The 23,119-nt window shown below is 63.0% G+C and carries 23 protein-coding genes; 18 read left to right on the forward strand and 5 right to left on the reverse strand.

Features of this window, described 5'->3' with window-relative positions; translation table 11 throughout:
* The first annotated feature begins 110 nt into the window (after nt 1-110).
* Entirely contained in the window at nt 111-500 is a 390-nt protein-coding gene (locus tag AC1RRE_RS18005; RefSeq protein WP_492983045.1) for a nuclear transport factor 2 family protein, read from the forward strand.
* Here AC1RRE_RS18005 and AC1RRE_RS18010 read toward each other — a convergent pair whose 3' ends face one another.
* Nucleotides 501-1,760 (reverse strand): MFS transporter, encoded by a 1,260-nt coding sequence (locus tag AC1RRE_RS18010; RefSeq protein WP_492983047.1) that lies wholly within the window; start codon nt 1,758-1,760, stop codon nt 501-503. It abuts the gene before it with no gap.
* A gap of 203 nt (nt 1,761-1,963) precedes the next feature.
* Nucleotides 1,964-2,965, reverse strand: coding sequence for an ABC transporter substrate-binding protein (locus AC1RRE_RS18015; RefSeq protein ID WP_492983049.1), 1,002 nt, complete (start codon nt 2,963-2,965; stop codon nt 1,964-1,966).
* Between the two features lie 117 nt (nt 2,966-3,082).
* Between AC1RRE_RS18015 and AC1RRE_RS18020 the strand changes: the two genes are divergently transcribed.
* From AC1RRE_RS18020 to AC1RRE_RS18050, 7 genes are all read left to right on the forward strand, one after another.
* Nucleotides 3,083-3,739 (forward strand): TetR/AcrR family transcriptional regulator, encoded by a 657-nt coding sequence (locus tag AC1RRE_RS18020; protein ID WP_492983051.1) that lies wholly within the window; start codon nt 3,083-3,085, stop codon nt 3,737-3,739.
* A 77-nt stretch (nt 3,740-3,816) separates the two neighbouring features.
* A complete protein-coding gene (locus AC1RRE_RS18025) occupies nt 3,817-4,620 on the forward strand; it encodes an ABC transporter permease (RefSeq protein WP_492983053.1) in 804 nt (267 codons plus the stop codon).
* Nucleotides 4,617-5,678, forward strand: coding sequence for an NAD-dependent epimerase/dehydratase family protein (locus tag AC1RRE_RS18030; RefSeq protein ID WP_492983055.1), 1,062 nt, complete (start codon nt 4,617-4,619; stop codon nt 5,676-5,678). Before AC1RRE_RS18025 ends, AC1RRE_RS18030 begins: the two co-directional genes overlap by 4 nt.
* Complete coding sequence (locus tag AC1RRE_RS18035; protein ID WP_492983057.1) at nt 5,665-6,483, forward strand: GNAT family N-acetyltransferase; 819 nt, start codon at nt 5,665-5,667, stop codon at nt 6,481-6,483. Before AC1RRE_RS18030 ends, AC1RRE_RS18035 begins: the two co-directional genes overlap by 14 nt.
* A gap of 26 nt (nt 6,484-6,509) precedes the next feature.
* Nucleotides 6,510-7,571: a dihydrodipicolinate synthase family protein gene (locus AC1RRE_RS18040; RefSeq protein WP_492983059.1), complete on the forward strand. Its 1,062-nt coding sequence runs from the start codon at nt 6,510-6,512 to the stop codon at nt 7,569-7,571.
* The gene (locus AC1RRE_RS18045; RefSeq protein WP_492983061.1) at nt 7,568-8,335 is read left to right on the forward strand and encodes an ABC transporter ATP-binding protein; all 768 of its coding nucleotides are present in this window, start codon (nt 7,568-7,570) and stop codon (nt 8,333-8,335) included. The genes AC1RRE_RS18040 and AC1RRE_RS18045 overlap by 4 nt, the downstream gene beginning before the upstream one ends.
* A 40-nt stretch (nt 8,336-8,375) precedes the next feature.
* Nucleotides 8,376-8,651, forward strand: coding sequence for a GNAT family N-acetyltransferase (locus AC1RRE_RS18050; RefSeq protein ID WP_492983063.1), 276 nt, complete (start codon nt 8,376-8,378; stop codon nt 8,649-8,651).
* A gap of 1 nt (nt 8,652) precedes the next feature.
* Here AC1RRE_RS18050 and ruvX read toward each other — a convergent pair whose 3' ends face one another.
* Complete coding sequence (gene ruvX, locus AC1RRE_RS18055; RefSeq protein WP_492983065.1) at nt 8,653-9,171, reverse strand: Holliday junction resolvase RuvX; 519 nt, start codon at nt 9,169-9,171, stop codon at nt 8,653-8,655.
* A gap of 67 nt (nt 9,172-9,238) precedes the next feature.
* Between ruvX and gatC the strand changes: the two genes are divergently transcribed.
* The 5 genes from gatC (at nt 9,239) to AC1RRE_RS18080 (ending at nt 14,838) form a co-directional block, all read left to right on the forward strand.
* Nucleotides 9,239-9,526: an Asp-tRNA(Asn)/Glu-tRNA(Gln) amidotransferase subunit GatC gene (gatC, locus tag AC1RRE_RS18060; RefSeq protein ID WP_492983067.1), complete on the forward strand. Its 288-nt coding sequence runs from the start codon at nt 9,239-9,241 to the stop codon at nt 9,524-9,526.
* A complete protein-coding gene (gene gatA, locus AC1RRE_RS18065) occupies nt 9,526-11,004 on the forward strand; it encodes an Asp-tRNA(Asn)/Glu-tRNA(Gln) amidotransferase subunit GatA (RefSeq protein WP_492983069.1) in 1,479 nt (492 codons plus the stop codon). Before gatC ends, gatA begins: the two co-directional genes overlap by 1 nt.
* 1 nt (nt 11,005) lies before the next feature.
* Nucleotides 11,006-12,466, forward strand: coding sequence for an Asp-tRNA(Asn)/Glu-tRNA(Gln) amidotransferase subunit GatB (gene gatB / locus AC1RRE_RS18070; RefSeq protein WP_492983071.1), 1,461 nt, complete (start codon nt 11,006-11,008; stop codon nt 12,464-12,466).
* 133 nt (nt 12,467-12,599) lie between these two features.
* Entirely contained in the window at nt 12,600-13,199 is a 600-nt protein-coding gene (locus tag AC1RRE_RS18075; RefSeq protein WP_492983073.1) for a DUF6655 family protein, read from the forward strand.
* A 169-nt stretch (nt 13,200-13,368) separates the two neighbouring features.
* A complete protein-coding gene (locus tag AC1RRE_RS18080; RefSeq protein ID WP_492983074.1) occupies nt 13,369-14,838 on the forward strand; it encodes a hypothetical protein in 1,470 nt (489 codons plus the stop codon).
* Between the two features lie 64 nt (nt 14,839-14,902).
* On the opposite strand, the gene AC1RRE_RS18085 is transcribed toward AC1RRE_RS18080, so the two are convergent.
* On the reverse strand, nt 14,903-15,349 hold the full coding sequence (locus AC1RRE_RS18085; RefSeq protein ID WP_492983076.1) for a CBS domain-containing protein: 447 nt from the start codon (nt 15,347-15,349) through the stop codon (nt 14,903-14,905).
* A gap of 205 nt (nt 15,350-15,554) precedes the next feature.
* Between AC1RRE_RS18085 and AC1RRE_RS18090 the strand changes: the two genes are divergently transcribed.
* On the forward strand, nt 15,555-15,965 hold the full coding sequence (locus AC1RRE_RS18090) for a hypothetical protein (RefSeq protein ID WP_492983078.1): 411 nt from the start codon (nt 15,555-15,557) through the stop codon (nt 15,963-15,965).
* On the opposite strand, the gene AC1RRE_RS18095 is transcribed toward AC1RRE_RS18090, so the two are convergent.
* Nucleotides 15,966-17,351, reverse strand: a complete 1,386-nt coding sequence (locus AC1RRE_RS18095) for a flagellar hook-basal body complex protein (protein WP_492983080.1) — start codon at nt 17,349-17,351, stop codon at nt 15,966-15,968.
* 202 nt (nt 17,352-17,553) lie between these two features.
* Between AC1RRE_RS18095 and AC1RRE_RS18100 the strand changes: the two genes are divergently transcribed.
* From AC1RRE_RS18100 to AC1RRE_RS18115, 4 genes are read left to right on the forward strand one after another with little or no spacing between them, the layout of a single operon-like run.
* The gene (locus AC1RRE_RS18100) at nt 17,554-19,800 is read left to right on the forward strand and encodes a PAS domain-containing sensor histidine kinase (protein WP_492983082.1); all 2,247 of its coding nucleotides are present in this window, start codon (nt 17,554-17,556) and stop codon (nt 19,798-19,800) included.
* Between the two features lie 15 nt (nt 19,801-19,815).
* Nucleotides 19,816-20,727 (forward strand): protein-methionine-sulfoxide reductase heme-binding subunit MsrQ, encoded by a 912-nt coding sequence (locus tag AC1RRE_RS18105; RefSeq protein WP_492983084.1) that lies wholly within the window; start codon nt 19,816-19,818, stop codon nt 20,725-20,727.
* Between the two features lie 15 nt (nt 20,728-20,742).
* Complete coding sequence (locus AC1RRE_RS18110) at nt 20,743-21,663, forward strand: NAD(P)-dependent oxidoreductase (protein ID WP_492983086.1); 921 nt, start codon at nt 20,743-20,745, stop codon at nt 21,661-21,663.
* A 1-nt stretch (nt 21,664) separates the two neighbouring features.
* On the forward strand, nt 21,665-23,119 hold the full coding sequence (locus tag AC1RRE_RS18115) for an N-acyl-D-amino-acid deacylase family protein (protein ID WP_492983088.1): 1,455 nt from the start codon (nt 21,665-21,667) through the stop codon (nt 23,117-23,119).

The following is a 23,119-nucleotide window of genomic DNA, read 5'->3' on the forward strand; positions in this document are numbered from 1 at the left end:
CTGTATCCTTGCCCGCCCGGCGTCGGCTGTGAAGTCGAAATGTGTGGGGACAATGCATCGCTTGACGGTCGGGGCGGCCGCTGCTCTGCTGGCGCAAAAGGGAGCCCGCCATGAGCAATCCACAGGTCAATGATATTCTCGCCGTCGTCCAGATTTATCTGGATGGCCTGTATGAAGGCGACACCGCGAAACTGAAACAATCCTTCCATCCGGCCTCCAGCCTGTTCGCCGTTGCCGCCGATGGAAAGCTGGTGAATATGCCGCGCGATGAATGGTGCACGATGGTGGAGGGGCGCCCGTCACCGAAGGCCAACGGTCAGGGCCGCGAACATGATCGCATCCTGTCGGTGGACATGACCGGGCCGAATACGGCGCTGGTCAAGCTGAACTGTGCGATCCTGCCGCGCGTTTTCACGGATTATCTGAGCCTGATCAAGCTGGATGGCCGCTGGCAGGTGATCAGCAAGACCTTCACGGCCCAGACGCTGAAGGCGTCCTGATCACTCGGCCATCACGGCCTGGGCTTTCTTGGTTGAGCTCTGGCGGATTGCCACGGCGGTCAACGTCGTGAGCGCCAGCATGCCGGCGACGAACCACAGCACGCGGTCGGCATGGCCGTGATCGAGCAGGATGCCGATCACCAGCGGTGCTATCGCCGAGCCGGCATCCAGACCTGAATAAACGAAACCGAAGACGCGGCCTGAAGCACCCTTGGGGGCCGCGCCGCGCACGATAAGGTCGCGCGACGGCGTGGTGAAGCCCTGCAGGAAGCCGGCGCCGGCAATGGCAGCGACCAGTGCCGCGGCCGGCAGGTTCAGATTGGCGACCACCAGCATCAGGGCGGCTGCGCCCAGCAGGCCGGTGATCACAATGGCTTCCAGTTTCACGCCCTTATCGGCGACCCAGCCGCCGACCATCACGCCGCCGGATGCGCCGAGCAGGAAGCCGGTCAGCGTTGTGGTGGCCAGCGTCAGGTCGGTGCCATAGAGGGCAGCCAGCGTTGCCGGCAGGAAGTTCTGGGTGCCAATCAGCGCAAAGGACAGCAGCAGGAAATAGCCGAAGCACATCACCACCGGCAGGCTGAGCAGGGGACCAAGCGCTTCGGTCTTCTCGCCGGCCTTGGCGGCGGCGCGGCGGGCAGCGCCGGCGTCTTCCTTGATCAGGTCGCGATTCAGCAGCACGGCGGCCAGGATGGCGTAGCCGACCAGAGCTGCGATGATTGGCGCGGCGCGCCAGCCGAAGGCCGCTGCGCCACCAGCCATCAGGATCGGTGCCAGACCCCAGCCCAGATTGCCGCCCAGCGTGTGGGTGCCGTAGGCGCGGCCGAGGCGTTTCTGGTCGACGGAAGCGTTGAGGATCGAGAAATCGGCAGGGTGGAACACGCTGTTCCCGATGCCGGCGATGACAGCAACGGGAAGCAGCATCCAGTAGCTCGGCACCAGGCCATACAGCAGGATCGCCGTGCAGAAGATGGCCAAGCCGCTGATCAGCACGCTGCGCGCGCCCACGCGATCGACCAGGAAGCCGGCCGGCGTCTGCAGCACGCCCGAGGTGACGTAGAACAGCGTCATGACAAGGCCAAGCTCGGTATAGCTGACGGCGAAGTCTTCTTTCAGGAAGGGAAACAGCGGCGGCAGCACCAGCTGGAAGAAATGGCTGCAGCCATGCGCGATGCCGATCAGCGCCATCACCTTGACGTCGCGCCGAGAATCTTTCTGGGAAATGGAAGGTTGCTGGCCGGGGAGGGCGATGTCGGTCATGGCGGGCCTTGAGAAACGGCAAGAAACCCGGCTGTATCGCCGGTTTCCGCAAGCCTAACAGCTAATCCGCATACGGCAACATGCGTAATGTGCAAGGCAGTCATGTTTACGGAAAGCTTATGCGCGATCTCGCGGGCGCAAAAAAAAGCGCGGGGTTTTTTGCCCCGCGCCAGTTCGCATCCCCGCGTGACTGGGGCTGCGCCTCATTTCGTCATCTTAACAGACTTATCGAGATAGTCATTGGTATAGAGCTTGGTCACGTCGAAGTCATGCTCCATGCCGAAGTAGGTCTTCACCATCTGGTAGTCGCTCTGCATGCGCTGGGCATCGAAGGCGCCAAGAGCCACGCCGGTGGTGGTCGGATCGGTCATCAATTCCTTGATGCGGTTCCACTGGTCGCGCTGATTGGCTTCATCAAGTCCGCTGACACTGGCCATCAGTGCTTTCAGGCAGGGGCTGACATCGGTGACGCAGGCGGCGAAGGCTTTCTGCGAGACCGAGACGAACTTCGCCACCTTGTCGGGGCTCTTGGTCATGTAAGCGCCGCTGACGATGATCGAGTTGCCGTAGAGGTTCAGGCCCATGTCGCGCCAGGCGAGGAAACCCAGATCCGCGCCGAACTCGCGCACCTTCAGGTCATGCTCGTTGTAGAAGTCGCTGGTGATGTCGATCGCCTTGGCTTTCAGCGATGCGACCTTGGCTTGCGGCGTGATGTTGACGAAGGTGACGCTGTCGGCACCGATGCCGGCCTGCTTGGCAAAGGCCGGCCACATGACGCGCGAGGCATCGCCCGGCGGATTGCCCAGCTTCTTGCCGGGGAAATCCTTGGCGCCGGTGATCCCGGAGCTTTTGAGCCAGTAGAAGCCCTGCGGCGAGTTGGCATAGACGGTCATCACCGCGGCCAGATCGGCGCCCTTGCTCTTGGCGACCAGTGCGGTGGCCATGTCGGCGATGGCGAATTCGGTATTGGCCGCGCCCACGCGCTGGGCCGAGACGCCCGAACCCTTGCCGCTTTCGATGCTGACATCCAGGCCGGCCTGGTCGTACCAGCCCTGCGCCTTGGCGTAGTAGTAGGGGGAGTGGTCGGCGGTCGGCACCCAGTTCAGCAGCAGGTTGACCTTTTCCTTGGCCTGGGCGCTGGCATCGGCCACAGGCAGGGCCAAGGCCGCTGTCACCGCAATGGCAAGAAGTCCACGGACTGTCATGATGGTTCCCCTCCGTATTGTGATTCGCCTCCGGTCGGGCCGGCTGAAAGAAACTCTAGCCATACGGCAAAAGACGTTCAATAATTAATCAACCAGTTGGATGATAAGATAATGGGTATGCAGGAACCGGTTCAGGCCAGGGAAGACAGCGTAACCGAGCGTCGCCGCGACCCGGTGGCGACCAAGGCTGCGCTGCTCAAGGCCGCCGTGGGGGAATTCGCCGCCAAGGGTCTGGCTGGCGCGCGCATCGACGAGATCGCGCAGCGCGCGGGCGTCAACAAGCAGTTGGTCTATCACTACTTCGGCAGCAAGGATGAACTCTACGGAGCCGCGCTGGAGCTGGTTTATGCGGAGATCCGCGAACGCGAGAAGGCGCTGCATCTGGGCGACCTGCCACCGCAGGCGGCGATGGAGCGGCTGATCGGATTCTCGTTCGACTATCTGGCCGAGCATCCGGAATTCCTTGCGCTCCTCAATGACGAAAACCGCCAGGAGGCACGGCATATCCGTGGCTCCGAACGACTGGAGGAGATGCATTCGCCGCTGGTCACCCTGCTGAAGGAAACCCTGGAGCGCGGGGCCGAGGAGGGCGTATTCCGCCGTGACCTTGAGCCGGTGCAGCTCTATATCTCGATTGCGGGGCTGTCCTACTTCTTCTTCTCCAATAATCGTACGTTATCGGCCATTTTCGGACGCCCTCTCGATACGCCCAAAGCCGTGGCCGAGCGCCGCCGGCATGTCATTGCCTTCGCCATGAGCGCGCTGCGATCTTGACATTAATCAATCAACTATTTGGTTGATTGTATCAAAAAGGCCCGCTAGTCTTCCGAGTCAGGGACAGGGGAGTGAGCATGGCCGCCAGCGAGCCGAACGCGCAGCCTGAGGACAAGCCGAAAAGCAGCCATTGGCTGCGCTGGCTGACCATTGCCGCGATCCATGTGGTCGCCGTGATCCTCTGGGAAGTACTGGTGCGGGCGACCAAGCTGCCGGCCTTTATCCTGCCCGCGCCCAGTGCCATTTTCGCCACGCTGTCCAAAACCAATTACAGCTGGCTCTCCAACACCGCCGTCACTGCCGCCGAAATCTATGGCGGCTATCTCGTGTCCGTCGTTGCCGGTGTGGTGCTGGCGCTGATGTTCACCTGGTCGCGCGTGCTCACGCTGCTGGTCTTCCCGCTGTTCATCACGCTGAACATGATTCCCAAGGTGGCGCTCGGCCCGCTGATCATCGTGTGGTTTTCCTACGGCATCGGGACCAACATCCTGATCACGCTGTCGCTGTGCTTCTTCCCGATCCTGCTCACCACGGTGCGCGGCCTGAAGGAAGTGGAGCCCGACCTGCTCGATCTGGTGAAGTCGCTGAAAGGCTCGCGCTGGCAGACCTTCATCTACATCCAGCTTCCCGGCTCGTTGCCCTACATCTTCTCCGGCATGAAGGTTGCCGCGATCCTGGCTGTCGCCGGCGCGGTGGTGGGTGAGTTCATCTCGTCCGACAAGGGGCTCGGCTACCTGATGATCCAGGTGCAGGCCTCACTGGATACCCCGGCCATGTTCATGGCCGTCATCGTCATCACCCTGCTCGGCATCGCGCTCTATCTGCTGGTGCTGCTGCTCGAACATCTGCTGATCCGCAAGGATGCGAGGATTACGTCATGACCAAGCACGGCAAGACCGAGACCTGGCTGGACGACAGCGCGCTGCCCAAGGGCTTTGCCGACGAGGCGGCGCTGGAAGAATTCATGACGCGGCCCAGCCGCGCACTGGCCGCCGATCTGGAAGCGGTCGATGGCGACATCATGATCCTGGGCGTCGGCGGCAAGATGGGCCCGACCATGGCGCGTCTGGCCAAGCGCGCCGCACCGAACAAGCGCGTGATCGGCGTCGCCCGTTTCAGCGAGAAGGGCCTGCGCGAAGGCCTGGAAAGCCATGGCGTCGAAACCATTACCGCCGAGCTGATGGATCGCGACGCCATCGCCAGACTGCCGGCGGCTGCCAATGTCATCTTCATGGCTGGCCGCAAGTTCGGGGCCAGCGGCAATCAGGCACTGACCTGGGCAATGAATGCGCATGTGCCCGCACTGGTAGCCGAGCATTTCAAGGCGGCACGCATCGTCGCCTTCTCGACCGGTTGCGTTTATCCCTTCGTGCCCGTCGACAGCCAGGGTGCCACCGAGGAGATGGCGCCCAATCCACCTGGTGAATATGCGATGTCCTGCATCGGCCGCGAGCGCATGTTCGAGCATTTTTCGCAGGTCCACAAAACCCCGGGCCGGCTGTTCCGCCTGAATTACGCCATCGATGCGCGCTACGGTGTACTGCATGACATCGCCAGGCTGGTGCTGAATGGCGAGCCGGTTGATGTGACCATGGGCCATGTCAATGTGATCTGGCAGGGCGATGCCAATGCGCAGGCGCTGCGTTGCCTGAAGGCCGCCACCGTGCCGACCGCGCCGCTGAACGTCACCGGGCCCGAGACCATCGCCGTGCGCTGGCTGGCCGAGAGCTTCGCGCAGCGCTTCGGCAAAAAGGCCGTCATCACCGGCCAGGAAGCGCCGACGGCATGGCTGAACAATGCGGCCGAGGCCGCGCGGCTGTTCGGCTATCCGCGCATTCCGCTGGCCAGCATGATGGACTGGATCGCCGACTGGGTGTCGCGCAGCGGCCGCAGCCTGGGCAAGCCGACGCATTTCGAGGTGCGTGATGGCACATACTAGGACGCTCGATATCGATCGTCTTGAAGAGGCCGCCATCCCGGCGGCGCTCGGCCTGTCGGCTGAAGCCGGCTGGAACCAGACAGAGGCTGACTGGCGCATCTTCTTCAACCAGGGCCGCGTCTTCGCTATCCGCGAGACAAACGGCAAGGTTATCGCCACCGCCGCGATCCTGCCCTATGGCCGCTTCGCCTGGATCAGCATGGTGCTGGTGACCGCCAGCCACCGCCAGCAGGGCCTGGGCAGCAAACTACTACAGCATTGCATCGCCGAATTGCAGCGCGCCGGTCGCACGCCCTATCTGGATGCGACGCCGGCTGGCGAGAAAGTCTATCTGCCGCTCGGCTTCACGCCGATCTTCGGCATCACACGCTGGCAGGGGCACGGCAGCCTGAAAGACGGCCTGGTCGCCGCCGTCGATCTCGATGCCTGCCTGCGCCTTGATACGGAGTCTTTCGGCGCCGAGCGCGATGTGCTGCTGCACTCGTTCACAAACCGCATGCCGGTGATGGCGCTGCGCAGGGACGACGGCTTCGTGATTGCACGCAACGGACGGCTCGCCACCCAGATCGGACCGCTGGCTGCCGGCAATGAAGCAGACGCACTGAAGCTGATGACCGCCGCACTGGACCGCGCCATCGGCCCGGTTTTCCTCGATGTGCCGGATCGCTGGACGGGCCTGAGCGATGAACTCAAACAGCGCGGCTTCATCGTGCAGCGTAACTTCCGTCGCATGGCACTAGGCAGCACTGCGCCCAATGGTGACCCGGCGCGCAGCTTCGTCATTGCCGGCCCGGAATTCGGCTAGACGCAATTCGGATAAGAGGACAGATCATGGGTTTGCATCATTCCAAGCTTCCGGCCGATGTTCTCAGCAGCCTGCGCAAGGGCACGGTGATTCCGGCGCATCCGCTGGCGCTGGATGCCAATCGCGATTTCGATCGCAAGCGCCAGCGCGTGCTGACGCGCTATTATGTCGATGCCGGTGTGGGCGGCCTGGCCGTCGGCGTGCATACCACGCAGTTCGCCATTCGCGACGTTGGCCTCTATGAACCGGTGCTGTCGGCCGCCATGGAAGACGCCAAAGCCTGGACCGATCGTCCGCTGGTCATGGTCGGTGGCCTGGCTGGCAAGACCGTGCAGGCCGTGAAGGAAGCGCAGACTGCCGTAAAGCTCGGCTATCATGCCGGCCTGCTCAGCCTGGCTGCCATGAAAGACGCCGGCGTCGATGCCATCATCGCCCATTGCGAGGCGGTGGCCGCCGAAATCCCGCTGGTCGGGTTCTACCTGCAGCCCGCTGTCGGCGGCGTGGTGCTGGATGCCGAGTTCTGGCGTCGCTTTGCTTCCATCGACAACGTGATCGCCATCAAGGTCGCGCCCTTCCATCGCTATCGCACGCTGGACGTGATGCGCGGCGTGGCGGCGGCTCGCGCCGAGAAGCGCATCTCGCTCTATACCGGTAATGACGATCATATTGTACTCGACCTCACCATTCCCTTCACGGTGAAGCGCGGCGACGAGACTGTGAACCTGCGCTTCGTCGGCGGCCTGCTCGGTCACTGGTCGGTCTGGACCCAGCAGGCGGTCAGGCTGCTGGAGAAGGCCCATGCGGCCGTGGCGGCCGGCAGCGTCACGCCAGACCTGCTGGGGCTGGATGCCCGCGTCACCGACTGCAATGCGGCCTTCTTCGACGTGGCCAACGATTTTCACGGCTGTATCGCCGGCTGCCATGAAATCCTGCGCCGCCAGGGTCTGCTGGAGGGTATCTGGTGTCTCGATCCGAAGGAGGGCTTGAGCCCCGGTCAGGCCGCGCTGCTGGATCGCGTCAGCAAGGAGCATGGCGATCTGTCCGACGATGTCTTCGTGAAGGCCAATCTGGCGCGGTGGCTCGCATGACAGAAGCGCCGCTCATTCATCTTCAGAATGTCCGCAAGACCTATCGCGGGCGCGGCAAGGATTTCATCGCCGTCTCCGATGTCACCTTCGATGTGGAGGAGGGTGATCTTGTCTCGCTGGTCGGGCCGTCCGGCTGTGGCAAGACGACGGTCCTGAAGATTCTGGCCGACCTGCACACGGCCGACGATGGCGGCACGGTGGAGATCGGCGGCGGCACGCCATTCACGCCCGGCCGCGATGTCGGCATGGTGTTTCAGCAGGCGCTGCTGCTGAAATGGCGCACCATCCTCGACAACGTGCTGCTGCCGGCCGATATCCTCGGCCTGCCGCGCAAGGCCGCGAAGGAGCGCGCGCGCGGCCTGCTGGCCATGGTCGGCCTGGCCGGTTTCGAGAACAAATATCCCTACGAGCTTTCGGGCGGCATGCAGCAGCGCGCCGCCATCGCCCGCGCGTTGGTGCATGACCCCAAGCTGATCCTGATGGACGAGCCCTTCGGTGCACTGGATGCGCTGACGCGCGAGAAGATGAACCTGGAGATGCTGCGCATCTGGCAGGAGAGCCGCAAGACCATCATCTTTGTCACCCACAGCATCCAGGAAGCGGTCTTCCTCGGCTCGCGCTGCGCGGTGCTCACCGCCGGCCCGGCACGCATGGCGGACTGCTTCACCATCGACCTGCCATTCCCGCGCACGCTCGAGATGAAGGCCTCGGAAGCTTTCGGCACGTATACGAAGCGGATCTACCGCCTGCTGGGCATGGAATAAACCGGCTTGAAATTTCCGGCGGCCGTATCACATTGTTGGTATGGAAAACGCCGTCCATGACAATCCCGCCCGCTGCCGCTTCGAACTCGATGTCGACGGCCAGACCGTCTTCGCGAATTATCGCCGGCAGGGCGACGTGCTTGCCATCACCCATGTGGAAGCGCCAGTCGCGTTGCGCGGCACCGGTGCTGCCGGCCGTTTCATGCAGGGCCTGATGGAGCAGATGCGACAACAACAACAAAAGGTGCTGCCGCTCTGCGGCTATGCCAGCGCCTGGCTGCGCCGCCACCGCGAATTCAGCGATCTGGTGGTTTAGGTCAGACCGGCTGTTGCCGGACCCAATCCAGATAGGATTGCAGGATGTAGCTGGCGGCCAGCTTGTCGACCAGTTCGGCACGGCGAGCCCGGCTCAGATCGGCTTCCTCGGTCATCATGCGTTGCACGGCCACGGTGCTCAGGCGCTCGTCCCACAGCGCGATGGGCACCGGAATCTGCAAAGAGATATTCCGGGCGAAAGCACGGGTGGCCTGGCAGCGCGGACCTTCGGTGCCGTCCATGTTGACCGGCAGGCCCAGCACCATGGCGCCGACATTCTCCTTGGCGGCGATTTTGACCAGCTCGGCGGCGTCCTGGGTGAATTTTTTCCGGGCCAGCGTCAGATAGGGACTGGCGATATGATGGCCGGTATCCGACAGCGCCAAGCCGATGGTCTTGGTGCCCAGGTCGAGCCCGAGGTAGCGGCGGCCGGATTCCAGACGGATAGGGCCATCGGCGGGCCGGAACGGGGCTGGTTTCGGGCTGGTTTCAGCCGGGGGTGCAGGGTTGCCGGTGGACATGCCGGATGATACTTTCCGCCGCCATTTCAAGGGGATTCTCCCCGGTACTATAGCGAACGGACCGCGCATGTCATTGGATAGAGCAGCCGTGGCGAAGATCGCCAAGCTGGCCCGCCTCAGGATGGACCCAGATCGTGCCGAGGCGCTGGCCTCGGAGCTGAACCAGATTCTGTCCTTTGTGGAAGAGCTGCAGGCGGTTCCGACTGACAACGTCACCCCGATGACCTCAGTGACGCCGATGAAGCTGCGCCACCGGGAAGATGCCGTCACCGATGGCGGCAACCCGGAAGCCGTGCTGAAGAACGCCCCGCAGCGCCAGGGCGACTTCTACACCGTGCCGAAGGTGGTGGAATAATGTCCATCGACCCGAGCACGCTGACCATTGCCGATGCCCTGGACGGGCTGGCCAAGAAGCAGTTCACGTCCCTGGAGCTGACGGATTCCTGCATCAGTGCCATGCAGGCGGCCAAGCCGCTGAACGCCATGATCACCGAGACGCCCGACAAGGCGCGCGAGATGGCCAAGGCGGCCGATGCGCGGCGCGCCAAGGGCGAGGCCGGCCTGCTGGAGGGCATTCCGCTCGCCATCAAGGACCTGTTCGCCACCAAGGGCGTGCTGACCACGGCGGCCAGCCATATCCTCGACGGCTTCCATCCTGAGTATGAGTCCACCGCCACCACCAACCTGTGGAATGCGGGCGCGGTGATGCTGGGCAAGCTGAACCTCGATGAATTCGCCATGGGCTCGTCGAACGAGACCAGTTATTACGGCCCGGTCGTGAATCCCTGGCGCGCGAAGGACGGCACCAAGCTGGTGCCGGGCGGTTCGTCGGGCGGTTCGGCGGCTGCCGTCTCCGCCGGCTTCGCACTCGGCGCAACCGGCACCGATACCGGCGGCTCGATCCGCCAGCCGGCCGCGCTGTGCGGCATCACCGGCATCAAGCCGACTTATGGTCGCGTTTCGCGCTGGGGCATCGTCGCTTTCGCCTCGTCGCTGGACCAGGCCGGCCCGATGACCCGCACCGTTCGCGATTCAGCATTGATGCTGCAGGCCATGGCCGGCTTCGATCCCAAGGACAGCACCTCGGTCGATCGCCCGGTGCCGGACTATGCCGCCAATCTGGAAGGCGGCGTGAAGGGCATGCGCATCGGTATCCCGCGTGAATACCGCATGGATGGCATGAACCCTGAGATCGTGGCCCTATGGGAGCAGGGCAAGCAGTGGCTGAAAGATGCCGGTGCCGAGATCATGGATATCAGCCTGCCGCATACCCATTACGCACTGGCGACCTATTACATCGTTGCGCCGGCGGAAGCCTCGTCGAATCTCGCCCGCTATGATGGCGTGCGTTACGGCCTGCGCGTGCCGGGCAAGGACCTGAGCGAGATGTACGAGAATACCCGCGGCGAAGGCTTTGGCCGCGAGGTGCAGCGCCGCATCATGATCGGCACGTATGTGCTGTCGGCCGGCTATTACGACGCCTATTACACCAAGGCGCAGAAGGTACGCACGCTGATCCAGAAGGATTTCGACCAGGCCTTCCAGCGTGTCGATGCGATCCTCACCCCGACTGCACCGAATGCGGCTTTCGCGCTCGGTTCCAAGTCGGATGATCCGGTGACCATGTATCTGAACGACGTGTTCACCGTGCCGACCAGCCTGGCTGGTCTGCCCGGCATGTCGCTGCCTGCCGGCCTGAACAGCGAAGGCCTGCCGCTCGGCCTGCAGCTCATCGGCAAGCCGTTCGAAGAGGCGCAGCTGTTGCGCGTCGGCCGCACGCTCGAGAAGGCTGCGAATTTCACCGCCAAGCCCACTGCATGGTGGAGGTCCTAAGATGGCTGAGAAAGATTATATCCAGGGCGCCACGGGTCCGTGGGAGATCGTGATCGGCATGGAAGTCCATGCCCAGGTCTCGTCCAAGTCCAAGCTGTTCTCCGGCGCCGACACCACCTTTGGCGCCGAGCCGAACCATCAGGTCAGCCTCGTCGATGCGGCAATGCCCGGCATGCTGCCGGTGATCAACAAGTATTGCGTCGAACAGGCGGTGCGCACGGGCCTCGGCCTGAAGGCGCAGATCAACCTGCACTCGATCTTCGACCGCAAGAACTACTTCTATGCCGATCTGCCGCAGGGCTATCAGATCAGCCAGTTCAAGCAGCCGATCGTGGGCGAAGGCAAGCTGCTGCTCGACATGCCTGATGGTTCGATCCGTGAGATCGGCATCACGCGTCTGCATCTGGAACAGGATGCGGGTAAGAGCCTGCATGACCAGAGCCCGCGCGAGAGCTTCATCGACCTGAACCGCTCCGGCGTCGCACTGATGGAAATCGTTTCCGAGCCTGATATGCGGAACTCGGAAGAGGCTGGCCTCTATCTGAAGAAGCTGCGCACCATCGTGCGTTATCTTGGCACCTGCGACGGCAACATGGACGAAGGCTCGATGCGCGCCGACGTCAACGTGTCCGTGCGCAAGCCGGGCGGTCCGCTAGGCACGCGCTGCGAGATCAAGAACGTCAATTCCGTGCGCTTCGTGCAGCAGGCCATCGAATACGAAGCTCGCCGCCAGATCGAAGTGCTGGAAGATGGCGGCAAGATCGATCAGGAAACCCGCCTGTTCGATACCGGCAAGGGCGTGACCCGCAGCATGCGCTCGAAGGAAGAAGCGCATGACTATCGCTACTTCCCCGATCCCGACCTGCTGCCGCTGGAATTCGAGCAGAGCTGGGTCGATGGCATCAAGGCCACGCTGCCCGAACTGCCCGACGAGAAGAAGGCACGCTTCATCGAGAAGCTGGGCCTCAGCCCCTATGACGCCTCCGTGCTGGTGGCCGAGAAGGAGTCGGCTGATTTCTACGAGAAGGTGGCCAAGGGGCGCGACGGCAAGCTCGCTGCTAACTGGGTGATCGGCGATTATTTCGGCCTGCTCAACAAGTCGGGCCAGTCGATGGAAGATTTCGTCATCACTGCTGAAAAGCTCGGTGGCCTGATTGATCTGATCGCCGACAACACCATCTCGACCCGTCTGGCCAAGGATGTCTTCGCCCTCATGGTGGAAAGCGGCAAGGATGCCGCCACCATCGTGGAAGAGAAGGGCATGAAGCAGGTCACCGATACCGGTGCAATCGAGAAGGTGATCGACGAGGTGATGGCGGCCAATCAGGACAAGGTGGCCGAGTATCGCTCGGGCAAGGACAAGCTGTTCGGCTTCTTCGTCGGCCAGACCATGAAACTCTCGGGCGGCAGGGCCAACCCGGCAGCGGTCAACGAGCTGCTGAAGAAGAAGCTGGCGGGGTAAGTCCTCGTGATCAAGCTGTAAACAGCATACGGAACAAGGCCGGGGTTGATTGACCCCGGCCTTTTTTCTGACAGTTTTGCGGGATTATTCGCGATCTGCGTCGTTGAGCTTACGCCCCAGACGAGGAATCCCGATGACCGTCCGCCCCTTTGTGCTCTGCACCGCCCTGCTGCTGGTCCTGGCCGGCTGCACCTCGCGCCGCGAAACCGACCCGCCGCGCTCGGCCAGCGAACAGCTGCTGTTCTCGACGGCGTCAGACCGCGCCGCCGATAAGCTGACCTTCAACATGCAGCCCGGCACCAAGGTCTTTATTGACATCAGCTATGTCGAGGGCATCGACAGCAAATACCTGATCAGCGCCATCCGCGACCGCGTGGCCCGCAAGGGCGGCGACCTGATGGACGAGAAGGGCAAGGCAGATCTGATCATCGAGCCGCGCCTGGGCGCGCTCTCGGTGGATCGCGACCGCACCCTGTTCGGCACGCCGGCCGTCCCGGTGCCGGTGGTCGGCCTCGAGGTACCCGAGATCGCGATCTTCAAGCGCAGCTATCAGCAGGGTGTCGTCAAACTCGCGGCAACCACCTATGACCCCAAGACCGGCCTGATGGTGCAGTCGCTCGATCCCGTCTATGCCTTCTCCAACCGGCGCGACTGGACCTTCCTGATCTTCTTCTCCTGGAGCACCACCGATCTGATGCCCGAGGAAGACAAGAAGGAATGGATCGGCGACTGACCCGCACAGGGGCATCGATGCCGGTGGCAGCGATCAGCGTGTACTTGTGTTTTGAGCGGTTCAAAGCAGGCTTGGGTAGCATTTACAATTGCAACAGGGGAGACGGTTGCGTAGGGGGCAGGTGCGGGCTAAGCCAGCATCACCAGTTCGTGAAAACACCTGAAAACCCATGTTTTGTGAAACCGAAGCCGAGACTTATGGCGATCCGGCCCGCGAGCTGATTTTTCAGGTCGCGCGGGCGTATCTCGAGCGGGCCGGCATAACGGCGACCGAACTGGTGTTCAGCCCGGCCCAGCATCAGGTGCTGCTGAACGACGGCGCGCGGTTCCAGGAACTGGCCCAGCGCATCGCCCTGCTGCAGGGCCAACATACCAAACGTCCGGTTGCCGAGCGGATGCGCGAGCTGACCGCCATGGCCGAAGCCGCCATGAAGCGGGTCGAGAAGCAGGCTGCCATGCTGCCGGCGGGCATTGCGCTGCCGCAGGCGCTGCAGACGGGACTGTTCAACGGCACCAGCCTGAATGCATGGGTGCTGGGCGGCGTGGTGCTGGCCAGCCTGCTGTCGGCGGATGCGGACTGGCAGGCCAAGGCCGGGCTCTGCCTCGATCTGATCGAGAGCGATGCCGGCAGCGAAGCCCATACCATGGCTGACCAGACGCTGTCGGAAATCCTGCGTCTCAAGCCGGCTGCGACGGCGCTGTTCGGCAACGCCAATCGCCGCCGCATGATCGAGCTCTGCCTGTGGCTGGCGGGCGCCGAGGTGAATCCGGGCGAGGTGCCGGCAGCTTTGCCGCGGCTGCGTACCGGCCTGGCTGGCGGCAGCCTGGAGCGCTGTCAGGCCGCCGTGCGCGAACGTCTGGCCGAAATGCTGGGCGGCACGCTGTCGCTGTACAGTCATGACGTCTATGACGAATGGGTGGCGCTGCTCAATCTGAAGGAGCGCATCACGGCGCTGCCGATGCTGGCCGTGGATGAAAATGTCGCGGGCAGCCTGACCCGGCGCTTCACCCGTTTCGCCACGCCCGAGCTGCTGAATCCGCTGATCGGCCGCGATGCCGAACTGTCGCGCAAGCTGCTGACCCTGCTGCGGCTCTATCGCGAGATCGAGGAAGGCAATGCCCGCTTCGAGCTGCAGGGCATCATCAGCCATTACATGGAACACCGCGAGTTCAAGACGCAGTTCATCGGGCCGCTGTCGAGCAAGGACGATTTCGCCATGCTGTCGGCCGAGATTTCCAAGGCCCTGATGCAGGCCGATATCCCGGAACCGCGCAAGACGCGCCTGCTCGAGCAGTATCGCAATCAGTTGTCCACGGTGGTGAGGCCCAGCGGCCAGCGCATTGCCCAGCGTGGCGTCGGCACGGCCAAGGATGCGGTGATCGTGCGGGCGCTGCGTCTGCCGCTGAAGAACTGGAGTCCGGTCGGCATCTTGTTTGGGCCCTGTCCGCCGACGCTGCTGGAAAAGATTTCCGTGGGTGAAAAGCTGCGCATCGGCGTCGAAATCCGAGGCAGCCTGATCAGCCTGGATTTCGTCGCCGATGCTGAAATCCTGCGCGTGGTCGATGGCGTGGTCGCGGCGCGTTACGTCTGCAGCGACGCCACGGTCAACCAGCGCATCCAGAATTACTTCACGCCCTGATTATTCAAACCTGATCCGATCCGTTCGGGCTGCCCTGATCATGCGATCAGAGCAGGATCAGGTTTCAACGCATGCCGGAAACGCTCTGGCCATGCGCGCCGCCCGGCTCTGAGACCTTGCGCAGCGTTTCCACGGAGTGGCGCGGCTGCGCCTCGGTGGCGACATCAGCCAGCGAGACGATGCCAACCAGGCGTTTCTGACGATTCACCACCGGCAGGCGGCGAACTTGGATGTCGCCCATGTTCTTGGCGACATGGGCCAGGTCTTCATCCTCGAAACAGTATTTTACATCCTTGCTCATCACGCTGCTGACCTTGGTGTCGGGCGCGCAGCCACGACCCACGCCGCGGATGGCGATGTCGCGATCGGTGATCATTCCCACCAGCCGGTCACCTTCGCCCACAGGCAGGCTGCCGATATCCATTTCGGCCATGATCTGGGCCGCATCGGCAATGGTCTGGTTGGGAGAGGCGATCCGCACTTCCCGGCTCATGGCTTCATTCACACGCATTGCATCCTCCATCTACGCACTGATTTCCCGGCGATTGAACGCCGTGGGTGGCATGTGGGGGCTGGTGAGGCAGGTGCAACCGTAGCCGTGAGGAAGGCCATGGCATGGTCACAAGCCTACTGCAGCGGCCTGTTCACCGGATGTTTTTTTACGCGGAATCGGCGGGAAAACCTATGCTAGGCTTCGTCCGGATTCGGAGTGCCGCATGAACCTGATGGAAGCCACCATATTCGCGATCCTGATCAGCACGCCGGCTGTAGACCAGCCTACGGTGACTCAGAATGGAGTGACCCAGCCGCCGGGCTTTTCCTGCCGTCTGACTGACGATCCGAAACAGGCGCTGTGCAGCAATGATCTGGTGATCAAGGAATTCGCCGACGGTACGCTGGAATTTGGTGCGAAATATACGGTGAAGAAGGGGCGACGCCGCGAGCTAGTTTTCTCCAACGGCATCACGTCTCATTTCGACAGCTTCGGCTGGCTGCAATTCTCCAACGGCTATGCCGTGCGCCGCATGGAAGGCGACATCTTCAAGGTGGCGCAACCCAACAAGGGCCGCGACCTGACCTGCCGTTACACCATACCGGACAAACAGATTCGCTGCGTGCCGGGCTGATCAGCGCTTCATGTCGATGGCTTTGGACCACATCTGGTCGGCCGTCGTGATGATCTGGCTGTTCATGCCGTAAGCCTGCTGCGCCACGATCAGCTTGGTCATCTGCTCGGCCACATCGACGGTCGACTGTTCCAGGGCACCGCCGGTGAGGCCGCCGGCCCCGTTCAGACCGGGTGCGCCATACCTGAGCTGGCCAGAGAGTTCTTCATCGCTGAGGACAAAGGCCGTGCCGTCGACGCGATCGAGGCGGTCGGGTTCGTTGAACTGCGCGAGCAGCACAACGCCACGAGTGGCGCTGCGGCCATTGGCGTAGTTGGCAATAATCTGACCATCCTCGGCGAAGGTGATGTAATCGAATGCACCGCCCTTGAGGCCATTCTGGCTGATGTTGAAATTCGTGGGCTCGTTTGTTTCACCACCGAACTGCGTGACCTGGGAGGGTGAATTCGGCTCGAAGGCGAGTGTCGGCCCCATATCCAGCCGGAGTTGCTGAGGCCCCGATCCAAAGTCCAGGGAAAATGTGAGGTCGAAATTGGTCAGAGGGAGGGCTGGCGGGGTGATGTTGGGGTCGGTGTTCGTGACGGTGTCAATGGTGCCATTAGCTTCGAAGGTCACATTGACCGGGCCGAATGAGGCAGGGGTGCTGCCTGGGCTATTGATCGTCAAGCTCCAGTTGTCCGTGGAGGTCTTGGTCCAGGTGACCTGCAGGCCGCGTCCGTTATTGTCCGGATCCGCCTCGACGAGGTCGATGCCGTTGGTGATCTGCCTGCCGGACAGGGCATTGCCAGGCAGGTTGATCTTGTAATTGACCAGCGAGGTCGGCACCGGCGCGATGGGAGAGGTATCGACACGGAAAACTTCCGGTTCGCGGGCCTCAACCTCGGCCATCGTTGTGACTTCACCAGGCTGAAGAGGGACGGCCATCAGATAGTAACCGGACGAATTCGCCAGCCGGCGGGATGAATCCATGACGAAATCGCCAGCGCGGGTGAAGAAGGTGGTCTGGTCGTTGAATTGAGGATCCTGGAAGCGGGTGGGAAGCCCGGTCTCGGGATCGGTTTCGGTTGCCTGGGTAAAGCCTGTCGGCTTCGAGACCGGGAAAAAGCCGTTGCCGGTAATGGCAACCGAGGAAAGGCTGGTGCTCTTGAGCAGCGTGCCCTGCTTGCGGTTGGCGAAGTCAGCGGTCGCCAGCACGCCCATGTTGCGATTGGAGTCGATCACCGGGCTGTCGCCCGCCACCTTGTTGAACACCAGGTCGGAGAACAGCGTGTTGACGGTCTTGTAGCCGATGGTCGTGGCATTCGCGACGTTATCGGAGATATGGCCAATGGCAGTGGCCTGGGCGGTGATGCCCAGAACGCCTGTATTGAACGCATTGAACGACATGGCGGGACCTCCTGGTCCGGATCGGATAGAGTCTCTCACCGCCGTAGAAGCAAAGGCCGTGCCGGCCAGCGAATTCCCGCTATCCATTTGAAAACACTGGGGGTATGCTGCAGGCCAAGCCGTCGGCACTAGGCAAGAATTGCCGGCTGGCTTTCCGGCGCTGGCCATGGTGGTCATAATGTGCCGGGGGTCGATTGCGCTGATGCTGCACACGCCATTCTCATCATTGCTGCAAACGCCGGACGAGCAGCGGCTCTTCCACTGGACGGGCGAGTTCCGTGATCGCCGGGCCGAGCGTCTGTTCCGTGAACAGCGGCGTGAAGCCGTCCGTCATATGCTGCAGGCTTGCGGCATCGCCGGCACCACCGTCTTTGCCTTGCTGGCGGTGCGCGACTATCTGGTCGCCGGCCCCACCCAGCTTTTCCTGCAGCTTCTGGCCGTCCGCATGACCGCCCTGGTCGTTGGTATCGGGTACCAGATCATGGTCCGGCGGACTGCCAGCCATGTCCAGATGGATGTCATCGGCGGCCTCGGCATGGCCTCGCTGACCACGCTGACCTTCATGACGTGGCTCATCAGCCCGCCGACGACGCTCAATTCCGGTCCACTGACCTTTGCCTATCTGCTGGTTTTCTTCCTGCTGATGCCGATCAGTTCACGCGCGGTGATCCTCAACGCCGCCTATCTGTCCATCGGCATGATTATGATGGGGCTGAGCTGGCTGCATATGCGGCCCGAAGGCATCGTGGTCATGCTGCTGTTCGTGTTGGCCGGCAACGGGCTCGGCTTTGTCGGCATGCGTCAGTTCAAGCTGGAACGCCGGCGCAACTATATGGCGGCTGAAGAGGCGCGGCGGGTCACCGAGGCGCTGACGCTGGCGCGGCTGGAAGGGCGTCGGCGCAATGAATACCAGGCCTGGGCGCTGGATGCGCTGCAGGTCGGCGTCATCTTGTTTCATCCCGGCGGTGTGATCCATACCATCAATCGTCGCGCCGCCGAGTTGTTGGCGCTGCCGCCCGGCATGATCAATCCGGGCGACAGCCATGAACTGATGATCCGTTTCATGATCGACCGTCGCGATTTCGGCGATATGGAGATCAGCGATGTGAAATACCACATCGACCGCCTGCTGCGTGGCGCCGGACAACTGGCGGCTATACGCCACGCCGCTACCGGCAATGTGCTGGAATTCACCCTGAATCGGCTGCCCGATCGCTCGGTGGCCGTCACCATCAGCGATGCATCCGAGCGCTATGCCCTGCATCGTCGCCTGCGGCATGCTGTGGAAGTGGCGGGCGATGGCTTTGCCATCTATGACGCCAGCGACCGTATCTCGATCTGCTCAAGCCGGTTTGCCGAGCTCTATGGACTGTCGGCGGAACAGGCCATAGGCAAATCCTTTGCCGAACTGCTCGAGCGCAGCGTCCAGCAGAATATCTTCGTGCATGACGAACGTGAGGCCGGCAATACCGAGACTGTCAGCCAGGAGCGCCGCCATATCCCCGAACGGATGATCGAGGTTCGCACCGTGGCCGGCGAATGGTTCCTAGTGCACGAACGTCTGACGCCGTCGGGCGATCTTGTCGTGGTGCGCACCAACATTACGGCGCGCCGCCGCATGGAAGACGAGCTGCGTCGCGCCAAGGAAGAAGCCGAACGCGCGCTGGCCGAACTGCGTGGCGCGCAGGCCAGCCTGATCCTGGCCGAAAAAATGGCGTCGCTGGGGTCGCTGGTGGCCGGCATGAGCCACGAAATCTCCACGCCGCTGGGTATCGGTGTCTCGGCGGCCTCGCATTTGTCCGAAGAAGTCGAGCAGCTGACGGCGCGCTTCAAGGAGGGTCAGCTCAAGCGCAGCGACATGGAGGATTTCCTCGAAACCGCCACGGAAGCCACGCGCATCATGCAGGGCAACCTGACCCGCGCGGCCCGCCTGATTCAGGCCTTCAAGCAGGTGTCGGCTGACCAGACCACCGACGAGTTGCGCGATTTCGACATTGGCGAATATCTGCAGGAGATCATGCTCAGTCTCGCGCCGGCCCTGCGCCACACGCCGCACAAGGTTGTGATCCAGGGCGGCGACAAGCTGATGATCCGCAACCGCCCGGGTGCATTGGGCCAGATCGTCACCAACCTGGTGATGAACGCGTTACAGCATGGCTTCGAGGGCCGCGAACAGCCCGGCCTGCTGGAAATCCAGATCAGCAAGCCGCGTGAGGGCCGCGTCGTCGTGGATTTCCGCGACAACGGAAACGGCATCGCAGCCGAGGACCTGCCGCGCGTCTTCGATCCCTTCTTCACCACCCGGCGCGGCACCGGTGGCACCGGCCTGGGGTTGCATATCGTTTACAATCTCGTCAGTCAGGTGCTGGGCGGTACCATCGCGGTGTCCAGCCGGCTGGGCGAGGGCAGCCGCTTCACGATAAGTTTCCCACAGGACGCAACATCTTGAGCTATATCACCGACCATGACTGATCGCAGTTTGGAACGTCCCGCCACAGCTCCGACCACTGGCCGCGCACCTGTTTCGTCCTGGAGCCGTGGCTGGCCCTGGCAGGACAAGGGCGGGCGCTTCGTCCCCTTCAAGGCCGTGGTGCTTGGCCTGCTGCTGCTGCCGGCGCTGTGGCTGCTGTGGCGGACCGGCAGCAACGATCTGGGGCCGCGCCCGATCACCGAACTCACCTTGCAGACCGGCACCTGGGGCGTTCGCATCCTGCTGGTCGCGCTCAGCGTCACGCCGCTGCGCCAACTCACGCGCTGGAACCGCATGGCCATGCTCCGCCGCATGACCGGTGTCGCCTCGGCGCTGTATCTGCTCGCGCATTTTATCCTGTTCATGGCCAACCTGGCCTTCGATCTCAACCGCATCGTGGTCGAGATCGCCAAGGCGAATTACCTGATCATCGGCCTCTGCGGTCTGATCATGCTGATGCTTCTGCTGGTCACGTCGACCGATGGCATGCTGCGCCGGCTGGGCGGCCGCCGCTGGCAGCTGCTGCATTATCTGGTCTTCCCGGCGGCGGCGCTGGGGTTGTGGCATTACTTCCTGCAGGTGAAGGCCGATATCTTCCAGCCGTTGCTGCTGATCGGCTTCCTGGCATGGCTGCTCGGCTACCGGCTGTGGCGCAAATTCAGGCCCCAGGGAACGGCTCTGGCGTTGTGGGCGGTGGTTGTCCTCGGCCTGGTTGCGACGCTGCTCACCGTGGCGGGGGAGGCGGCCTACTTCGGGTGGAAAGCAGGTCCTGCATTCGTGCCTCGCGTGCTCGAGGCCAATCTGTCCATCGAGATGGGGCTGCGACCCGGTATCTGGGTTTTCATCTGCGCCGCAGGGGTGACACTGGCCGCTGCCGCCGCCACAATACGGGCTCGTCGAACCTGAAAAAGCGAGTGTCCCGTGCGTGCTGTCTTCGTCGATGCCAACGCCACCCTTGGTGATCTGGCCGAAAGCCTGCGTCTTCCCATTGACCCCGCCGTCACCGTCAACCGCCAGCCGGATGTGAAGCCGGCCGAGCTGCCCGCCGTGATCGGCGACGCCGCGGTGATCTGGGTCGACCACACCGCGCTCCCCACCGAGATCGCCAGGCAGTGTAAGGCGCTGAAGCATGTGGTGTTCCTCGGCACCGGTGCGCGCAGCTACATGAATATCGAAGAGTTGGCCGCGCTCGGCATCCAGGTCCATCTGATCAAGGGCTATGGCGATACTGCCGTGGCCGAATGCGCCTTCGCGCTGATGTGGGCCTCGGCCAAGGGTTTTGCCCGCATGGACGGCCAGATGCGCGCTGGCAACTGGCTGCGGCTGGACGGCAAGCAGCTGACCGGCAAGGCCGTCGGCCTGATCGGCTATGGCGGCATCGCAGCCGAGATGGCGCGGCTCTGCCTCGGCGCCGGCATGACCGTGCTGGCCTGGAACCGCAGCAAGAAGGATGCGCCGGCCGGCGTCACCTTCACCGAGCTCGACGACCTGCTGGCCAAAAGCGATGTGGTCTCGATGCATCTGCTGCTCAATGACGAGACCCGCGGTTTCCTGTCAGCCCAGCGTATCGCCAAAATGAAAAAGGGCGCGATCCTGATCAACACCGCGCGCGGCGCCACGGTAGACGAGGGTGCGATGATCGCGGCGTTGAAGTCCGGCCAGATCGGCCATGCCGGGCTTGACGTTTTCGATGTCGAACCGATGCCGGCCGGGCATGCGTTGACCACGCTGGACAACGTGACGCTCTCGGCCCATTCGGCTTTCCGCACGCCCGAGGCCAGTGACAATCTGATCAACGCGGCACACGCGCATACCCGCAGGATTGCCAAAGAGGGCAAATAGCATGACCCGCCGCTACGACCTCGCCATCCGCAACGCCCGCATTTATGACGGCAGCGGGGCGCTGCCCGTCACGGGCGATGTCGGGGTCAGCGGCGACCGCATTGTTGATGTCGGCGACCTGGGGGCGAGTGCGGCCGACCGCGAGGTCGATGCGAAAGGCTTGGCGCTGGCGCCGGGTTTCATCGACGCCCATACCCATGACGATGGCGCCGTGTTGCATGGCGCCGAATGCATGCATTGTAAGCTGAGCCAGGGCGTCACCAGCGTGGTGATCGGCAATTGCGGCATCAGCCTGGCGCCGGCCACCATGAAGAAGCGTCCGCCACCGCCACTCGATCTGGTTGGTACTGAAGCCGCCTGGGCTTTTCCCAGCTTCGGCGATTATGCGGAAGCGCTGCGCAAGACGCCGCCGGCCACCAATGTCTATGCGCTGGTCGGCCATATGTCGCTGCGTGTGGTAGCGATGGATCATGACGTGGAGCGTGCCGCGACCGACAGGGAAGCAGCGCAGATGCAGCAGCGCCTGACGGACTCGCTGGACGAGGGCGCGTCAGGACTGTCGTCAGGTCTGTGGTATCCGCCCAGCCGGCATGCGCCGACCTCGGAAGTGATCGCGGTGGCCGAGGCACTGCGCTCGCGCGGCGGACTGTATGTCACACATATGCGCGACGAGGCCGATCTGGTGATGGAGTCCATCGAGGAGACGTTGAAGATCGGCCGCGACAGCGGCTCGGCCGTGGTGATCAGCCATCACAAATGCACCATGCCGGAAAATTACGGCCGCTCGCCGGAAACGCTGGCCCGCATCGACCGCGCGGCACAGGAACAGACTGTCGACTTCGACGTCTATCCCTATTGCGCCAGTTCGACGGCGCTGCTGCCGGACCGCGTGCGCGATGACCTGCCGATCCAGATCGCGTCGTCAGAATCCCATCCGCAGATGGCCGGCCGCATGCTGGCCGATATCGCCAGGGAATGGGGCGTCGATCAGGTGACGGCGGCCAAGCGTCTGCTGCCGGCGGCCGCCATCTATTTCGCCATGGACGAACAGGACGTGCAGCGCATCATCGCGCATCCGCGCAGCATGATCGGTTCGGACGGCCTGCCCAGCAACGACATGCCGCATCCGCGCCTGTGGGGCACTTTCCCACGCGTGCTGGGCCATTACAGCCGCGACCTGAAACTGCTCAAGCTAGAGCAGGCGGTGCACAAGATGACCGGGCTGACTGCCCGCGTCTTCGGCATGCAGGATCGCGGCGCGATCCGCGCCGGCGCGTTCGCCGACCTGGTACTGTTCGATCCGGAAACCGTGATCGACACCGCGACCTTCACCCATCCGATCCAGCCGGCACGCGGCATCAATGAGGTCTGGGTGAATGGCGTGTCGTCTTATGTGGGCAACAAGGGCGTCACCGGTGCCGCCCATGGCCGGCTGGTCACGCGGCAGCCCAGCTAA

It is taken from the genome of Ferrovibrio sp. GW821-FHT12D07, assembly GCF_058807275.1.

What these genes read in the sequence shown, in the direction of transcription:
- AC1RRE_RS18050 (WP_492983063.1), top strand. Translation starts at nt 8,376, where the DNA reads ATGGAAAACGCCGTCCATGACAATCCCGCCCGCTGCCGCTTCGAACTC.
- AC1RRE_RS18040 (WP_492983059.1), top strand. Translation starts at nt 6,510, where the DNA reads ATGGGTTTGCATCATTCCAAGCTTCCGGCCGATGTTCTCAGCAGCCTG.
- AC1RRE_RS18095 (WP_492983080.1), bottom strand. Translation starts at nt 17,351, where the DNA reads ATGTCGTTCAATGCGTTCAATACAGGCGTTCTGGGCATCACCGCCCAG.
- AC1RRE_RS18100 (WP_492983082.1), top strand. Translation starts at nt 17,554, where the DNA reads ATGCTGCACACGCCATTCTCATCATTGCTGCAAACGCCGGACGAGCAG.
- AC1RRE_RS18080 (WP_492983074.1), top strand. Translation starts at nt 13,369, where the DNA reads ATGTTTTGTGAAACCGAAGCCGAGACTTATGGCGATCCGGCCCGCGAG.
- AC1RRE_RS18045 (WP_492983061.1), top strand. Translation starts at nt 7,568, where the DNA reads ATGACAGAAGCGCCGCTCATTCATCTTCAGAATGTCCGCAAGACCTAT.
- AC1RRE_RS18090 (WP_492983078.1), top strand. Translation starts at nt 15,555, where the DNA reads ATGAACCTGATGGAAGCCACCATATTCGCGATCCTGATCAGCACGCCG.
- AC1RRE_RS18015 (WP_492983049.1), bottom strand. Translation starts at nt 2,965, where the DNA reads ATGACAGTCCGTGGACTTCTTGCCATTGCGGTGACAGCGGCCTTGGCC.
- ruvX (WP_492983065.1), bottom strand. Translation starts at nt 9,171, where the DNA reads ATGTCCACCGGCAACCCTGCACCCCCGGCTGAAACCAGCCCGAAACCA.
- AC1RRE_RS18005 (WP_492983045.1), top strand. Translation starts at nt 111, where the DNA reads ATGAGCAATCCACAGGTCAATGATATTCTCGCCGTCGTCCAGATTTAT.
- AC1RRE_RS18115 (WP_492983088.1), top strand. Translation starts at nt 21,665, where the DNA reads ATGACCCGCCGCTACGACCTCGCCATCCGCAACGCCCGCATTTATGAC.
- AC1RRE_RS18025 (WP_492983053.1), top strand. Translation starts at nt 3,817, where the DNA reads ATGGCCGCCAGCGAGCCGAACGCGCAGCCTGAGGACAAGCCGAAAAGC.
- gatA (WP_492983069.1), top strand. Translation starts at nt 9,526, where the DNA reads ATGTCCATCGACCCGAGCACGCTGACCATTGCCGATGCCCTGGACGGG.
- AC1RRE_RS18105 (WP_492983084.1), top strand. Translation starts at nt 19,816, where the DNA reads ATGACTGATCGCAGTTTGGAACGTCCCGCCACAGCTCCGACCACTGGC.
- AC1RRE_RS18085 (WP_492983076.1), bottom strand. Translation starts at nt 15,349, where the DNA reads ATGCGTGTGAATGAAGCCATGAGCCGGGAAGTGCGGATCGCCTCTCCC.
- AC1RRE_RS18030 (WP_492983055.1), top strand. Translation starts at nt 4,617, where the DNA reads ATGACCAAGCACGGCAAGACCGAGACCTGGCTGGACGACAGCGCGCTG.
- gatC (WP_492983067.1), top strand. Translation starts at nt 9,239, where the DNA reads ATGTCATTGGATAGAGCAGCCGTGGCGAAGATCGCCAAGCTGGCCCGC.
- AC1RRE_RS18075 (WP_492983073.1), top strand. Translation starts at nt 12,600, where the DNA reads ATGACCGTCCGCCCCTTTGTGCTCTGCACCGCCCTGCTGCTGGTCCTG.
- AC1RRE_RS18010 (WP_492983047.1), bottom strand. Translation starts at nt 1,760, where the DNA reads ATGACCGACATCGCCCTCCCCGGCCAGCAACCTTCCATTTCCCAGAAA.
- AC1RRE_RS18035 (WP_492983057.1), top strand. Translation starts at nt 5,665, where the DNA reads ATGGCACATACTAGGACGCTCGATATCGATCGTCTTGAAGAGGCCGCC.
- gatB (WP_492983071.1), top strand. Translation starts at nt 11,006, where the DNA reads ATGGCTGAGAAAGATTATATCCAGGGCGCCACGGGTCCGTGGGAGATC.
- AC1RRE_RS18020 (WP_492983051.1), top strand. Translation starts at nt 3,083, where the DNA reads ATGCAGGAACCGGTTCAGGCCAGGGAAGACAGCGTAACCGAGCGTCGC.